This window comes from Streptomyces sp. NPDC002884, assembly GCF_040295245.1.
Taxonomy (GTDB): Bacteria; Actinomycetota; Actinomycetes; order Streptomycetales; family Streptomycetaceae; genus Streptomyces.
Genome location: NZ_JBEOVB010000033.1, coordinates 30,268 through 44,573, shown reverse-complemented (window position 1 = coordinate 44,573; position 14,306 = coordinate 30,268). Strand labels below are relative to the sequence as shown.

The window sequence follows — 14,306 nt, the reverse complement described above, 5'->3', positions numbered from 1 at the left end:
CCAACCCCTCATCCCCACACAGGTCATCGCCCACGATCCAGGGCCACGCTCCCACGCTCCACCACGACACGACTACTGAGACTGGGTCGCATGATCGTGGCTTTCTACCGGCGGCGAATCTTATTTACCGCACTGGCGTATCCGAGGAAAACCCGCTCGGCCCATAAAGTGCAGAGTAGAATACGTAGGACTTGATCAATAAAAGCCCACCTGTACCAGGGTCACTCATTTGCCGCACATCTGGAGGCGGGAGAGCGGCGTTAGCGGGATATGACGAAAGAAACGTCCCAGGGCCTGCCTCGGCGCAACGCGAGGACGGATAATCTGCCTGCGACGCCTGATCTGACAGTGGGGAAATACGCTTGGCCGTCTGGTGCGACATACTCGGCGCTCGCGGTACAGGGCACCGGCGTCGGGGACGGCGCGTGGGCCGAACATCGGATTACCGAGCCGCTCCTACGCGATTTCCTCGGACTGCTGCAGGCCATGCAGGAGGAGGTCAATTCTCGGTGGAACGACCAGGATAACTTTGGCCGCCACGCGAACAGTGCGTGACGGCGACCCTTCCATGAATCATGACTATGTGAATCCTTCGTTTGTGCAGCATGAGTGGTACTCCGACGCGTACTCCTATGGGACGGGAACTGGCTGGAACGGAGAGCCGGCCGACAGCATCCGCGCAGGGGTTCCGCTGAGTACACCCGACGCGGGCTGGGACCCGGTCGAGGAACTTGCCTACCTCATGCAGGAAGCTGTTCCGGCGGAGCAGCCGGCCAGGGTGCCGCCACTTCGCAGCGACCCCCCATCCGGCGTCGACTTCACCGACCCTATGGAGAGCCTGGCTCAGATCGCCGCCCAGCTGCCGCCCACCCAACGTTCTTCTGCCGGGCATCGCAAGATGCACGTCCGAAAAACCCGGCGCAAGTGGTTGCAGACCGGCAGCTTCCTCATCCTCGCACTCGTCGCCGTCATCGTGGCGATGGTCAGCGTCTTCAGTGGCGTGGTGGCCTACAGGCCGCTGCAGAACATCACGTCCGGAACGGGTGTCGGCATGGTCCCGTCGTGGCCCCTTCTCGTGTACGGCCCCTGGATGGTGGCCTCTCTCTCCATTCTGCGCACTGCCCTGCATCAACGCCGAGCCGTGCACTCGTGGTTCATCGTTCTGCTCTTCTCCTCCGTCGCGATAATGCTGTGCGTCGCACAGGCAGACAAGACCCTCACCGGAATCTCTGGAGCTGCCCTGCCCGCCTTCGCGTCCCTCGCATGCTTCCAGCAACTCGTCCGGCAGATCACACTGACCCTGCCACCACGACAGGCCACGCGCCGCCACAGGCAGTAGCCGGACCGACCTCCAGTCGCAAGACGATGAACCCGGCAATTCAGCCGTGCGCTGTGCGGATACTGGTGTTGCGCCCGGCCGGGGCCGTCGCGGTAGCGGAGCAGACGCGGCAAGCGCGCTCCCCTTCCCCTGTCTCAGGCCGTGCCGCGTCTCACTTCATCTGATTCCGACCGCGGGCCGATGACGTCGGGTCGGCGCCAACGCGCACCCCGCGCCGGTCCTCCACACCGCCATGCACTAGAGCGCCGGAGATGTCGGAGACGTCGGCGCAGTAGCTATAGCCCGGGACGTCGCGCGTCCAGGTACGGGAGATCCGCGTGCAATCAAGGACGAACGCCTGTGAGCCGCGGTGGATCATCTGGCTGGAGTTGGCTGCGAATGACGCGCAGCTTGCCGCTTGCCGCGCCGATCAAGCGCAAACCTCTGGGGGTGCTGCTCATGACGTCACCAAGCGGACCGTGTCTCAACCGTCAGGCCAACCTGCGGGCGGCGGTTGTGCTCGGTATGTCGGACAGGCCGATGCGGGCGCAGCGGCACACCGCCCGCCAGGACGTTGACGGGCGAGAGGAGTTGAAGCAGCTCGAGTCGGTGGCCGCCGAAATCATCTGCGGCCAGGTGCGGCAGGAGACCGTCGTGCGGATGAGGTCGGCGTGTCGCTGTGCGTGGCCCGGGATCATGCCTCGGCCGCGGTGAACTGGCGGCTGTTCCTGCCCGCGTCCTCGGGATCCGGTCTCCCGGGAGGCGGACCCGGACGAAGTTGCCCGCCGCACCCGCTGCGGCATCCCTGGCCGGGTGGGTATGTGAGAAGTGGCAGCTGTCGCTGGACATGATCGACGAGACCTGGTCGTAGGGGCATCGGCATTCCCCTGGCCGTCGCGAATCCCGGATATGGCGATGCCGCCACCTTCCGCCACGGCCTGGAAGAACGCAACCTGCCCTACGCGGTGCGTATTTCCTCCCGCCACACTGCTCATCCAGCTGGCGCCTGGACCGTCCAGCCCGCCTACCCGAGCACCGGCCGGCCACCGAGCACGCAGTATCCCGAGCCTGCACAGACTATGAAAGACCTGATCATCGCGGCCGGGGGAACGGTCGCAAGACCGGTGTCCTGCCGGAAGACTCCCAGCCGGACAAGGGGATCAGTGGCTTGACACCCATGGTTTCGAGGTTCGTCGCTCTGCGCGTGCGGCCCGCCGGACGCGACGTCCGCAAGACCGGCGACACTGCGGAACTCTCCGAGTGCTGGCTGCTGGCCAAGTGGCCCGCCACCGAGCCCGAGTCGGTGCAGTTCTGGCTGGCGAACCGGCCCTCCGGAATGCCGCTAGTCACTTTCGTGCGGCCGGGCAAGCTGCGCTGGCGCATCGGGCACGACTACCGCGAGATGAAAACAGGCCCTGAGCCTGGCCCACTTCGAAGGCCGCATTTGGAACGGCTGGCATCCCCACGTCGCCGTTGTCTCCGCCACCCATGTCTTCTGCGCACTGCAACGACTGGCACGAGACCAAAAGCATGGTGCAGGTCTCAGCCTCTACCAGGAAGTCCGAAAAATGCGGACATTCATCGCCACCTGGACCGGCTCCTGGTCCACCTGAACGTGAACGCGGACCGTGGCGCGGCCTGCCGGGCGCTAGTAGGGCCTGGTCAGGTTCGTACCTGACGGTCGTCTTCGCGCGGTTACACCGCAATCAGGGACAGGGAGTAGTCGACATCGCGTGCGTCGGTGAACCAGGCCGTTTCGTGGCCGGGTTCGGCGTCGGCGACGAAAGGGATGTGCGGGGAGCCTCGCAGCGCGTCGGCGATGCGGAAGACATCGTGGTCGACAATTGGCAGCAGACTCTTGTCGCGGTCAATGATTGTGCGTCAAGGTCACTTTTAGCAGGCGTGTGCGACCTGACGACCAGCGACCTCATCGTTACCTGCGCCCGACTGCGCCTCAGCACAGACCTGGCCAGAACCTCCAATTTCACCTTGCGGCACCTCGCCGCCGTTGTCAGGCACGGGATCGTAAATTCAGCGAATATGACTCCGAGTTGAGCATGCTTGTCGCAGTGGCCGCCCCGTGCCTGATGACCACTTTATGAAGTCGACCTCGAGACGGCCGCCCGGCTCCTCGCTGCTGTCGGCGACAGTCCGACGCCTGCGCTCCGAGGCAGCCTTCGCCCATCTGTGCGGCGCCACTCCCCTCCCCGTCTCTTTGGACGCAGGGACCGCCACCGGCTCAACCGTGGAGAGAATCGGTCCGCCAACACCGCTCTCCACCGCACGCCGTCGTCCGCATACGGCGGGGCCCCCGAGCACACGAATACGTCGCCCGCCGCACCGGGCCTACACAGGAGAGACATCCGCCGCAGCCTCAAACGCTTCATAGTCCGTGAAGTCTTCAAGGCTCACCTGCGCTGACAGCGCCGATCGCACCCTCACTCGGGACGCTTGACGGAAAATAGGAGCATCTGTTGCACCGGCGTAATGAGCGGCACAGGAGCGTCGTACCTTACGCACACCGCCCCCGTCACCCGATGAGTGGCCACGCCGAGCCAGCTCATGGTCTTGAAGTAACTCTCTGGCCAGTCATACGGGTTGACGCGACAGAGTGCGGTGCCGAACCTTCGCCTGCTGTGCGCCCCTGCCGTATGCCGAACGGCAAAGCGCCGTCCTTTAGTGCCAGTTGGCGTCCACGCCGGGTCCGGCTCCTCCCCAGGACACGTATGACCTCCGTGTGCCCGCCACTGGAAGCTACTGCTAGTGTTTATTCAGTCACGCTAGGCAACTAGCCATCATGTGTAAGCAATGGAGAACCGAGGGTTCCATGCGTAAGTTTCAGCAGGTCGTGATCGCAGCAGCAGTGGCGGCCGGTGGCCTGTCCGCCGTCGGTGCCGGAACGGCTGTGGCCGACACCCATGACAACGGGCCGCGGGTACAGGACGTTTACCGCCCCTACCAGGAGTGCAGCCCGCAGACGGTGTCGGAAAACGACATCCCGATCGGAGTGCTCGGTCTCGGTCAGACTCTGGACACCACCTGCGGCCAGTACAACAAGGCCTTCACTGGCTGAGGTAAGCGGCGTCAACGTCGGGACGGTTGGTACGTAATCCCTTCGGGCTAGCCCGAAGGGATCGAATGCCGGCCGACTGCCTTGATCTCATTCCGGGCCGACCTGATTGGGAGCGCGGGCTGCTTGGACGAGGCCGGTGATCCGGGCCGTCGAGCGGCGGAGCTTGCCGAGAAGCCGCCAGGACATCAGGGTGGCTATGGCCTGTTCGAACAGTGCCCGGACCTCGCAGTTGACGGCCTGCCGACCTGCGGAGGGGTTATCCCGCCACGGTAGGGGAGATGGGCTGTCGTGCTAGCCCTTATCCGCCCAGAAAGGTGATGCCAGCCGCGGCGAGAAGCGGAGGGCAGAGCGGACATGTCGATGCCGGAATGGGTGGGCAAGCACGCGAGCCTCTGGTGGAGACGGTTCCCTTGGTCGAAAACCCCTCCGCTAGGGGCGTCATTTGCCTGTCAGGCCAACTTCCCAGCCGACGCGGGAAGTTGGAAATGGCTCAGTGTCGCAGACCACGCCCGCGGCGCGGTCGATCGTGAGGGAGTGGGCGCCCGGGCGCCCGCATTAAGGACACGCATCGCAATGTTCAGCAAGAAGAAGATCACAGCCCTCTCGGGGCTCATCGGCGGGCTCGCCGTGGCGTCCACCGGCATGGCGCATGCGCACGTCGCGGCAGACCAGGGAAGTTGCACTCGGACCCCCCAAGGGGACGTCATCTGTGTGCAGCACATCGAAGGCAAGAGCCCTGAGGGCGGCGCCATTCCTCATCAGGAGACCTGCCTGCCTGTGCAGTCCGTAACGCTGCCCGCCGCTATGGGCAACGGCACGACACAACTCGGCCCCAAGGTGACCTGTTCGCCTGCCGCGTCCGGAACACCCTAAACGACCGACGGGAAGCGGAAACTGCCCGGCCTCTTCCCCCGAGGTGCGCGATGACTGAACCCTCGCGCTACGGCCTCATTGACGCTCTACGGCGCGCAAAGGCACCGGCGCGACATAAGGGGCGCAAATCCCGAATGATTACACATGGTGCGCTTACGATCACCTTGAGTGGTCAATCCGGGCGGTATGCCTGGGTCAGGAAAGGGTCATGCTATGCGTAAGTTTCAGCGCGCCGCGGTCGTAGTAGCGGCAGTTGCGGGGCTGTCCGCCCTCGGTGCTGGCATCAGCTTCGCCGACGGTGACGGCGGCGCGCCTGTACCGGTCACGGCCGTTGCCAGCTCGTCTGCCAACGCTGTGGCCGTCGGGGGCGGCTACTACTTCCAGCCGCAGGAGCAGCCCGCTCAGGCACAGGAGCAGCGCGCTCAGGCACAGGAGCAGCCGGCTCAGGCACAGGAGCAGCCGGCTCAGGCGCCTGAGCAGCCCGCCCAGGCACAGGAGCAGCCGGCTCAGGCGCCTGAGCAGCCCGCCCAGGCACAGGAGCACGAAGGCTCCGCGCCCAAGCGGTAGCGGCTAAGAGCAGAGCTAAAAGTAGAGGCCCGCAGGGGTCTCACTCAGCGTCGGGGTTACGTACGGCTCGATTTATGCGCGGTGCGCTCAGTGATACCCCGTAGTGCAGGTAGCCCGGACGCTGAGTTCGCGTCCGGGCTACAGGCATCCCGCCAGCGGGCAAAGATTCATTTGCTTGACCATCTCGGCTCAGGTGACGCCGGTCAACAAGGGACTGTCCGATCCTTCACTACAAAGGAATGCAACACATGCTCTTTTCGCAGAAGACTGCGGCCGCCGCCGCATTCGTCGGAAGCCTCGCTGCCATCTGCCTCGGCGCTACACATGCAATTGCTGAGGGAAAGTCAGGTGACTGCCCCACCGTGCAGGAGGGCGTCATGTGCGTTCAGAAGGGCGAGACGTACATCGACGAGGACGGCACGCACGTTATCAAGCAGGACCAGCAATGCACGACAACAGACCGACCGAACGTGGTCACGCAGCAGGATCAACTGCTGGGCAGCGAACCTGTCAAAGAGGGGGCGGTTGTGGAGTGCTCCAACACGGCCAAGCTGCCTGAAGGGTTCAAGAAGCCGCACATCGGCATTTGAGCGCTCACGGAAATGGCTGGTTCGGAAGTGATTCCCGGACCAGCCATTTCATTTTCCGAGCGGCAGGTCCCCACCCTAAGAGCTCGCAACAGGATCTTCTGCGTTGCCCCGGGGGCAGCCAAAGCGAGTCGTGGAAACTGACGGAGTGGCCCTCTGCGCTACTCGCTCGGTCGCTTTCCGTAGTAGGGACTGACGGTCCGGGCCAGCTTCCGCTGGATCATCCGCAGCATCCTGATCGTCGCCGCGTCGTCGCGCCCTGTGGTCGTTGACCATTCGACGCCCGAGCCGGCGAGGTCGCTGACGAAGACGATCTCTGTAGCCAGAAGTGTCCGTGCCCAGTCCGCTGCGCCGAGTGGGGCGTCTTCACCAAGAGCCTTCCGGAGCCGTTGGCACTGGTGGAGTAGATCCTGCGTGTCGGTGAACCCCATGGCGACGGCAAGCTGATCGCTGCAGTGTGCGGGGCCGCCCCACTCCAGGAGCCCACGAGTCAGCAGTCCCTCAGGTGATCACGCTACCTTCCACTTGAGTTACCTCCAGCAGATGAGGCCGCATGCCAGCGAGACGAGTCCGTCGTCAAGACGTCGCTCCCAGCGGACAGCGAGGCGCTTGAACTGGTGGAGCAGGGCGAAGGTCTGCTCCACGACGTAGCGGAGCTTGCCCAGGCCCTGGATGTTCGGGGCGCCCTTGCGTGAGATCACCGGCATGATGCGCCGTCGTTGCAGCTCGCGCCGCACGGCTCGGGAGTCGTACGCCTTGTCACCCAGGACGGATTCGGGGCGGCGTCGTGGACGGCCAGGACGTCCGGCCACCGGCGGGATGCCGTCGACCAGGTTGAGTGTCTGGGTGATGTCGTTGACGTTGGCCGCGGTCGTGATGACGTGGAGCGGGATGCCGTGTCCGTCGCAGATCAGGTGGTGCTTGCTGCCCGTCTTCCGCCGGTCGACCGGTGACGGACCGGTTGAGGCACCCCCTTTTCGCACGGACGTGGGACCCGTCCACGCACGCGCGAGTCCAGTCGAGCTTGCCGGCCGCATGCAGCTCGGCGAGCAGGATCCGCTGCAACTGCTCGAAGGCAGCAGCCTTCTGCCAGCGGTCCAGGCGCCGCCAGCAGGTCGGCCCGCAGCCGAAACCCAGTTCCAACGGCAGGAGTTGCCAGGCGACGTCCTGGTGCAGGACATAGAGAATGCCCTGCGGACACAGCCGGTCCGGCACCGGTCTCGGCCCCGGTGAACCCTCCGGCCACGGCGGCAGCAATGGTTCGGTCAGCGCCCGCACGTCGTCGTCCACGATCCACGGCCGAGTCGTCACACACCGCGAACGGTCGAGTCATCACATCGGTCAGGCCCGACCAGGGCACATCGGCAAGATCCTTTTGCAAGCCAAGTGGCAACAGAGGCCCCCGTGCCGAGTCGGGCCCCGGAGAAGGCTGCCCTAGGCTTGGTGTCCATGGGCTGCCGACGAACACGGTCAGCGACACGCTAGTCGTCCGTCGGCGCAGCGGCGACGCCACCGCGGTCGATGATCGCGTTCGGCTACGACGCTGCAGTCCGTCCGAGAAGCATGCGCGCTCAACTCCGGCCCCTACGGCTCCGCTTTCACCCCAAACAGCGCCCACTCGTCGAGTAATCGTCAAGATCTGTGCTTCGGTTGACCTCAGTTTCGTTGCGATGGGTTGATCGCGACGAGTTCGATCTCGAAGCCGTCGTCGTTCTCCAACAGCCAGCCGAGAGAGGCGACCGCGCGGTCGAGGTCCGGCACCCACAGCTCGATGTGGTGCAACGTGCCGTTGGTGGGCCGGTTCACGCCGCCACCGCCTCGGGGCGCGCGACGAGGTGGCCGCGTTCGAACCGGGCGCCGGCCCGGACCAGGGCGACGAGGTGGGGTGCGTGCACAGCCCGCAAGCGTTCCTGTGCGGATTCGAGGAACTTTAGAAGCCGAGCTCCCCGTTGCCGACGGACAGAACGGGGGCCGCATGCCCCGGCGGGCACAGCCGTCCTGCCCATGCGTCGGAAGGCTCGCGATAGCCGTCGGCCATCGCGATCAGTTCTTGGTGCCGTCGGCTCGCACGTCGGCCATGACCAGGACGGCGGCCTTTGCCCCCTCCAGGCGGATGCGCAGGTGAACGCCATCAGCCCAGACGTAGCCGTAGTCGGTGGCCGACGGTTCGCGGTCCATGAACGCCTTGTGGTCGGCCTGCCACTGCGCGGTCAGCCGCGTGACTGTCGCAGGTGAGAGGCACGCGGACTGCTCAAGCGCAGGCACGAAGTCACCCGACGACAGACCGTGCAAGTAGAGCAGCGGTCGCTGATCTTCGGGGTTCTGCGGGCCCAGGGCGGCAGGATCGCCGAGGAGAACCGCTATCGTTCGCTGCTGGCCTCGTCGACGCGCTTGTCGTTGACCCGCGGGGCCTTCACTCCGATCGACCCGGCGGCGGTCGTGACCTTCCGCGTCTGATGGAAGCCCTTGCGCACGCCCAGATGGCGGCCGGAATCGTCCTGCTGCTCTTCGAACTCGTCTATGCAGGCGCTGACTTCTGCTTCCAGCGCGTCGGCCAGCATTTGCCGCGCGCCTTCGCGGACGATCCAGTCAATCAGGGAACCGTGTGACGTCGTTCTCTCTTCGTTGACTACCGTGAGCACGGGCGTCGTACCATCCCCGGTTTGACCAAGGACCTCACCGGACCATCCGCGCGCAGCAGGGCATCACTGCTCGAACAGCGCATCGCGGCGCCCGGAACAGGCCGTAGAGCTCCGTCTGAAAACGTGACAGTTCGGCACGCATCCCGTGGGACGCCGTGTGGCGACAGAGCGCACAGCTACGGCCTTCGCGTTGATTCCATGCCTCTGTTGGGCACAGGATCAGGCGAAGGCCGCTTTTGCGTCCGAAACTCGGACAAACCCATCAGCAAGTGCGAGGCCGTGTTCGACGCCCAGCCCATAAGCGCCAAGCTTGGGGCTTGCAGACACTCGAACGGTGGGTTTGATACTTGACCATGCAGGTCAGTGAGTCACTCGCCCGCATGCTGTTCTTCTGCGAGCCTTTAGCCGATCTTGTTGTTGCAGCCCATGGTTGAGCCCAGCGACGTCTGCTGGGACCCCGGGTTGCCCTCGCCGTTCAGCAGGTTGCCGCCCAGCCCGTTGCCGATGCCGACCTGACCAAGGATGTCGATGTTGCTGTCGTGCGACTGACAGGTGGTGTGCTGCGAGATGTTGAAGCCGCCGTCGCCCTTGTCCCATCCCTGATCTGCGTGGGCGACGCCGACGCCCATGAGTGCGGCGTTTCCGAGTACGGCCATCAGGACGGCGGCCGTGCGGAGCTTGCGCATGTCATCTCCAGAAGAAGTGAGGTGAATGCGATCTGTGAGGATCGCCTTTTTGATGCGAAGGGTTCAACGGCGCCAGAACGGCGTACCTGGAAGCGTCCAGCGTTACGCTGTGCCGCCGCGGAAGTGGTTCGGCGCACGTGAATGGTCCCGGCACTTTGCCTGAGTCCCAGTGCCGGGACCATTCACTGTTCGACGTTTTTACGCCGGAGGGGACTTCAGAAGGCGCTGTTGTTGCAGCCCATGGTCGAGCCGATGTCGGTGGACTGGGCGCCCGGGTTGCCTTCGCCGTTGAGGGCGTTGCCCAGCAGGCCGTTCAGCACGCCGACCTGGCCGAGGACGTCGAGGTTCAGGTCGTGCGACTTACAGGTGGAGCTCTGCGTGATGTTGAACTGGTCGCCGCCATCCTCGCCGCCGTGACCGCCGGCGTAGGCCGTGCCGCCCACGAGTCCGATGCTGCCGAGGGCAGCGACCAGGACTGCAACGTTGCGAAGCTTGCGCATTTCATCTCCGATTGGTGTGAGTGCTTACGATCTGTGACAGATCGCGTTTACAGTGCGGAAGAGTAGCGACAAATGCCGCGAAATAGACAATGACACGCCGACCTCCTGTTGCCAGGGGAAGCACCGAAAGCCGTATCGCAGGGCCAGCCGGGCCCGGTCGCCCACGATCCGTGCCCTGGTGTCGACGTGGCTGTCTGTCAGTGCTGCTGCACGCTGGCGAACGAGTTCGATTGGCTGTTGGCCTGGGTGCACTCAACGCCGTGAGTCTGGGATGCGGCAAGCAGAGCAACCGGGACGTTCGCGTCGAGCAGGGTCTGCGGGCTGCACTCCTGGTAGGGGCGGAACAGGTTGGTCTGCTCCGCTGAAGAGCCCTGTGCCTTCTGCTGCGCTTCAGGAGAGATCTGAGGGCTGATCTGCGGATTCAGCTGCGGGTTGACCTGCGGGGAAACCTGAGTGCCTCGCGACGGTGTTGCCTGCTGCGGAGCCGGCGAGCCATAGGTCTGCGCGGTCGCCTGAGCGGAAGACGCCGAGGCGGCCTGCGCGTCAGGCTGCGAAACCGGGGTCGGTGCAGCGCCGTTGTGGACGAACGGGGTGACTGCGGAGCTTGGGCCGGCGCCGACGCCGGACAGGCCGCCGGCTGCTGCGGCAACGAGCGCGACCTTGTGAAGCATGCGCATGAGTTCCTCGGCTCTTCAATTGACCTGTGCACGGAAGCTAATGGCCGATGGGGCAGCGCAGTCTCGCTGTCCTTGCTGCCCTAATTCGGCTGCGATGGACCATTCCTATCGCCCCGTGGGGAACGAAATAGACACGGACTCGATACGGGTGCGGGGGCGTGGTCACCCATTTGATGCAGGGCGTGCGACCTGTGACGCCCGGGTCCGCACTCGGCAAATGGGTGACGAGTCGCTGAGTGCCGTGACCTCGGCGCCGAAGCCTCGTTCCTCGGAGGAGAGGGCAGCGACCGTAAACCAGGCAAGAGGTAGAGGATCTGCTGCCAGCTCCGATACGAAGTCCGCGTGCTCCTCGAGACAACCGTAGCCTCCGGCGCGATGCGAGTGACGCACCAACGGCACGCGTGACCGCTTTGAATGCAATGGACTCAAATTTCAGGTAACGAAGGGCCGAGGGTTTCATGCGGAAGCTTCACAAGGCCGCGCTCGTCGTCGCAGCGGCCAGCGGTTTGGCCGGCATCGGCGCCAGCGGCAGCTTTGCCGACTCGCCGGTTGGGCACCCCAGTGCCACTCCGGCATCGGTTCCGGATCAGCCAACTACTGCGGCCGCAGCCCCACAAGCCGCCCCGTCAGGACCACAGCAGACGGGATACGCCTCGGCCTCGGCCTCATCGCAGGGAACGGCCCAAGCCTCCAGCTCGACGAACCCGCAACAGGCCGCACCCGCACAGCAGGTGCAGGCCGCCCCTCCGCCACAGGCCGCCCCGCCGCAGGTCGTGCCGCAGGTCATGCCGCAGATCATGCCGCAAGTGGCCCCGCAGGTAGCAGTACCCCAGGCATTCGGCCCAGAGCCCCCGATGATTGTCGCCCCGCAGGTGAACCCGCAGCTCAACCCTCAGGTAAACCCGCTCGTCAACCCGACGATCACGCCCGCGAGCGCAGCGCAGCTGGCTCCGGTTGGCCTCGGACAGATCGCGGCACCTCCCGTCGGGCAATTGGGGCTTCCCCGAATCGGCTGACAGCCCGCTTCCTGCACATCCGCAGTCCTGACTCAACATGTCAGGTCCCCACACTTCTCTCAAGGAGCTTCAAATGCGCACCTCGCACAAGGTAGTTCTTCTGTGCGCCCTCCTCGGCAGTGTCGGCTCCTTGGGTGCCAACACCGCCTTCGCACACGGCGAGCCGGGCCACGACATCGACAGCATCGACGTCACGCAGGGCATCGAGTGCCGCTCGCACGACATGAACATCGAGGTGATCGGCAGCATCGGCGCCCTCACCGGCGTGGCTGGCAACCTGCTGAACGGGGAAGGCGCTGCGGGCGCTCAGAAGAGCCACCTCGGTTCCAACATGGGTTGCAACAGCCGCGCGTTCTGACGGACCTCGAACTCGCGCCCTGCAGTCCATCGGCGCAGCGCCACTGCCTTTACGCGTGACGCAAGGCCTTTTGCCTGCAAACCTTTTCGATTTAGTCGGCATCATCACTTAAATTCGGACTGCACGGAAGCGGCGTGGACGCATGAAGCGTTCGCGCCGCTTCCGCTTTCCTTGGACTCGCCGCCGACCTGCCTTCCGTCTCGCCTCGTCCCTGATGCCTTCCGGGTCAGAAGCGACCCCAGCGGCGTGTCTGTGGGGATGTCAAGTCGCCGACCGTGTCCCCCACGCCCCGAAGCTCGTCGAGTCCGCCCTGGGTCGATGCCTGTGAGCGCACTCACCTCGTCGGTCTCGTCCGCGCCGGGGCCGCTTGTCGGCGTGCCGGGTGATGCGCAGAGGCAGGTAGGTGCTCACGTGAACAACGCAGGCGGGGGGTACTCCCATGTCTTTGGCAAGGGCAACGGGGGTGCGTTGTGTTCTGTCTTCTTGTCATTAGCAGGCCCGCGAGGCCGGGTCGCCAAGTGCCGCAAACCCGGAGGGAAGAAAGCGCGCTTGAACTGCTTGTTTCCTCTTCCCAGCATCGACGTCAGGACCTTCGAAAATGGGTGAGCCTCCAGTAGTTCCTCGATCCGCCCAGTCGGCACTCGTCCAGAGCGGTGAAGATGTCCTCGACTGGAGGCTGTCCCATAACTGGTGTGGCGGTTGGTGCGTTGGCTGGGCATGGGTGGGGTGATCTCAGCGAGTGATCCGAAGTGGATCGAGCCGTTCTCCGGGCTGACCGAAGTGCAGTTCGCGAGACTGGTGGCGCTGGTACGGCGTCGTGGCGGCGACGTCCAACGAGGCCGTCCCTGGCGGCTGCCGCTGGAGGACCGGGTATTGCTGGTAGCAACGTACTGGCGCACGAACCTCACATTGCGGCAGGTGGCGCCGCTGTTCGGAGTCTCGAAGTCCGCAGCCGACCGCGTCCTCGATCACCTCGCACCGCTGCTGGCCATCTCGCCGGCCCGCCGACCGCGCAAGGACACCGTCTACATCGTCGACGACACCCTGGTGCCCATGCAGGACAGGAGCATCGCCGCCTCGAGCAAGAACCATCGGTATACGACCAATCTGCAGGTCGGCATCGACGCTAACAGCCGCTTGGTAGTGGCGATCGGCCTCCCGCTGCCTGGCAGCCGCAACGACTGTCAGGCCTTCTCCGAGTCCGGCGTCGACCAGGCCTGCCACAGTGCCCCGGTCATCGCCGACGACTGCTACCAGGGCACCGGCCTACTCATCCCGCACCGCAGACGAGACGACCAGACGCAAGTCAAGCCCGGAGCAGGAGCCTAGAACACCATCCATCGCCGGGCCCGAGCCCGGCTGGAACACACCCTGTCCCGGCTGAAGAACCACACGATTCTCCGCGACTCCCGCCGCAAGGGCAACAGTGTTCACCAGGCCATGCTCGCCATCGCCCGGCTGACAACATGGGCCTCAACCGATGACTCAAACCCCATGCAGGACAACCTCTAGCGCTCGGCCATCCTGGGCGCGTTGGCCGCAGCAGGGTGACCAGCCGCCGTATGCCAGCCCTGCGGATCTTGGCCGGGGACCCGAACCGTTCCATGCAGCGTGAGGACAGCCGGGTGCTGCAGCCGCGGCCCCAGCACCCGTTCCAACGACAGGTGGATCCACCTGAGTACGCCGTGACACCGGTTCGCGGCCCTGGTGGTCGCCGGCCAGGTCGTCGTCGGAGCCGACGATCAGCAGTTCGGCGATCGTCTCGTCCTCGCCGCCGATCGGCCGCCGTGTGGCATCGCGTGGGCGGCATCGGCGATGATGAACGCCTCTCTCCCGCGATGACGAACCCTTTCGACCGGATCAACCGCACAGTCCGGGAGCAGGCCGACAAGACCCGGTGAGGCGGGCGGGGGCGTCATCCCCCGAAGGTCGCGCCTTCCGGGCGTCGGAGGAATCACGCCCCCACAGGCTGAGGCCGGACCTGCGGCGTCTGGGGCATTCGTGGCAGG

At 65.1% G+C, this 14,306-nt stretch carries 11 protein-coding genes and 5 pseudogenes; 7 read left to right on the top strand and 9 right to left on the bottom strand.

Annotated features, from left to right (window positions below; translation table 11 throughout):
* The first annotated feature begins 568 nt into the window (after positions 1 to 568).
* From ABT070_RS38005 to ABT070_RS37980, 4 genes and pseudogenes are all read left to right on the top strand, one after another.
* Positions 569 to 1,339, top strand: a complete 771-nt coding sequence (locus tag ABT070_RS38005) for a DUF2637 domain-containing protein (RefSeq protein ID WP_351767475.1) — start codon at positions 569 to 571, stop codon at positions 1,337 to 1,339.
* A gap of 641 nt (positions 1,340 to 1,980) precedes the next feature.
* Positions 1,981 to 2,856 (top strand): annotated as a pseudogene (locus tag ABT070_RS46315) (IS701 family transposase); the annotation flags it as partial.
* Positions 2,857 to 4,145: 1,289 nt separating this feature from the next.
* Entirely contained in the window at positions 4,146 to 4,391 is a 246-nt protein-coding gene (locus tag ABT070_RS37990; protein ID WP_351767474.1) for a hypothetical protein, read from the top strand.
* A gap of 573 nt (positions 4,392 to 4,964) precedes the next feature.
* Positions 4,965 to 5,264, top strand: coding sequence for a hypothetical protein (locus ABT070_RS37980; RefSeq protein ID WP_351767473.1), 300 nt, complete (start codon positions 4,965 to 4,967; stop codon positions 5,262 to 5,264).
* Between the two features lie 195 nt (positions 5,265 to 5,459).
* Here the strand turns inward: ABT070_RS37980 and ABT070_RS37975 are convergent, their stop codons facing one another.
* Entirely contained in the window at positions 5,460 to 5,807 is a 348-nt protein-coding gene (locus tag ABT070_RS37975; RefSeq protein WP_351767472.1) for a hypothetical protein, read from the bottom strand.
* Between the two features lie 272 nt (positions 5,808 to 6,079).
* Here ABT070_RS37975 and ABT070_RS37970 point away from each other — a divergent pair, with 272 nt between their 5' ends.
* Positions 6,080 to 6,421 carry a hypothetical protein gene (locus tag ABT070_RS37970; RefSeq protein WP_351767471.1) on the top strand — a complete coding sequence of 114 codons (342 nt, stop codon included), beginning with the start codon at positions 6,080 to 6,082 and terminating at the stop codon, positions 6,419 to 6,421.
* A gap of 158 nt (positions 6,422 to 6,579) precedes the next feature.
* On the opposite strand, the gene ABT070_RS37965 is transcribed toward ABT070_RS37970, so the two are convergent.
* From ABT070_RS37965 to ABT070_RS37935, 7 genes and pseudogenes are all read right to left on the bottom strand, one after another.
* Positions 6,580 to 6,849 (bottom strand): hypothetical protein, encoded by a 270-nt coding sequence (locus tag ABT070_RS37965; protein WP_351767470.1) that lies wholly within the window; start codon positions 6,847 to 6,849, stop codon positions 6,580 to 6,582.
* Between the two features lie 99 nt (positions 6,850 to 6,948).
* Positions 6,949 to 7,711, bottom strand: a protein-coding gene (locus ABT070_RS37960) for an IS5 family transposase (RefSeq protein WP_451102426.1) whose coding sequence is annotated in 2 segments (ribosomal slippage) — positions 6,949 to 7,396 and positions 7,395 to 7,711 — 765 coding nt in all. Because the reading frame shifts where the segments join, the coding sequence is not laid out codon by codon here.
* Positions 7,712 to 8,131: 420 nt separating this feature from the next.
* A pseudogene (locus ABT070_RS37955) lies at positions 8,132 to 8,224 on the bottom strand (VOC family protein); the annotation flags it as partial.
* 127 nt (positions 8,225 to 8,351) lie between these two features.
* Positions 8,352 to 9,060 (bottom strand): annotated as a pseudogene (locus ABT070_RS37950) (transposase); the annotation flags it as partial.
* Positions 9,061 to 9,461: 401 nt separating this feature from the next.
* A complete protein-coding gene (locus tag ABT070_RS37945) occupies positions 9,462 to 9,746 on the bottom strand; it encodes a hypothetical protein (protein WP_351767468.1) in 285 nt (94 codons plus the stop codon).
* Between the two features lie 215 nt (positions 9,747 to 9,961).
* On the bottom strand, positions 9,962 to 10,246 hold the full coding sequence (locus tag ABT070_RS37940; protein ID WP_351767467.1) for a hypothetical protein: 285 nt from the start codon (positions 10,244 to 10,246) through the stop codon (positions 9,962 to 9,964).
* Between the two features lie 197 nt (positions 10,247 to 10,443).
* Complete coding sequence (locus ABT070_RS37935) at positions 10,444 to 10,917, bottom strand: hypothetical protein (protein WP_351767465.1); 474 nt, start codon at positions 10,915 to 10,917, stop codon at positions 10,444 to 10,446.
* Between the two features lie 1,095 nt (positions 10,918 to 12,012).
* Between ABT070_RS37935 and ABT070_RS37930 the strand changes: the two genes are divergently transcribed.
* Together ABT070_RS37930 and ABT070_RS37925 are read left to right on the top strand one after the other, a co-directional pair.
* Positions 12,013 to 12,297: a hypothetical protein gene (locus ABT070_RS37930; protein WP_351767464.1), complete on the top strand. Its 285-nt coding sequence runs from the start codon at positions 12,013 to 12,015 to the stop codon at positions 12,295 to 12,297.
* A 717-nt stretch (positions 12,298 to 13,014) separates the two neighbouring features.
* Positions 13,015 to 13,809, top strand: a pseudogene (locus ABT070_RS37925) (transposase).
* On the opposite strand, the pseudogene ABT070_RS37920 reads toward ABT070_RS37925, so the two are convergent.
* Positions 13,809 to 14,129: pseudogene (locus ABT070_RS37920) on the bottom strand (IS110 family transposase); the annotation flags it as partial. The pseudogenes ABT070_RS37925 and ABT070_RS37920 overlap by 1 nt on opposite strands.
* Positions 14,130 to 14,306: the final 177 nt, after the last annotated feature.

Excerpts from the sequence above, each read along its gene's own strand:
- ABT070_RS37930 (WP_351767464.1), top strand. The coding sequence starts at position 12,013 with ATGCGCACCTCGCACAAGGTAGTTCTTCTGTGCGCCCTCCTCGGCAGT.
- ABT070_RS37980 (WP_351767473.1), top strand. The coding sequence starts at position 4,965 with ATGTTCAGCAAGAAGAAGATCACAGCCCTCTCGGGGCTCATCGGCGGG.
- ABT070_RS37965 (WP_351767470.1), bottom strand. The coding sequence starts at position 6,849 with ATGGGGTTCACCGACACGCAGGATCTACTCCACCAGTGCCAACGGCTC.
- ABT070_RS38005 (WP_351767475.1), top strand. The coding sequence starts at position 569 with ATGAATCATGACTATGTGAATCCTTCGTTTGTGCAGCATGAGTGGTAC.
- ABT070_RS37990 (WP_351767474.1), top strand. The coding sequence starts at position 4,146 with ATGCGTAAGTTTCAGCAGGTCGTGATCGCAGCAGCAGTGGCGGCCGGT.
- ABT070_RS37935 (WP_351767465.1), bottom strand. The coding sequence starts at position 10,917 with ATGCTTCACAAGGTCGCGCTCGTTGCCGCAGCAGCCGGCGGCCTGTCC.
- ABT070_RS37945 (WP_351767468.1), bottom strand. The coding sequence starts at position 9,746 with ATGCGCAAGCTCCGCACGGCCGCCGTCCTGATGGCCGTACTCGGAAAC.
- ABT070_RS37970 (WP_351767471.1), top strand. The coding sequence starts at position 6,080 with ATGCTCTTTTCGCAGAAGACTGCGGCCGCCGCCGCATTCGTCGGAAGC.
- ABT070_RS37940 (WP_351767467.1), bottom strand. The coding sequence starts at position 10,246 with ATGCGCAAGCTTCGCAACGTTGCAGTCCTGGTCGCTGCCCTCGGCAGC.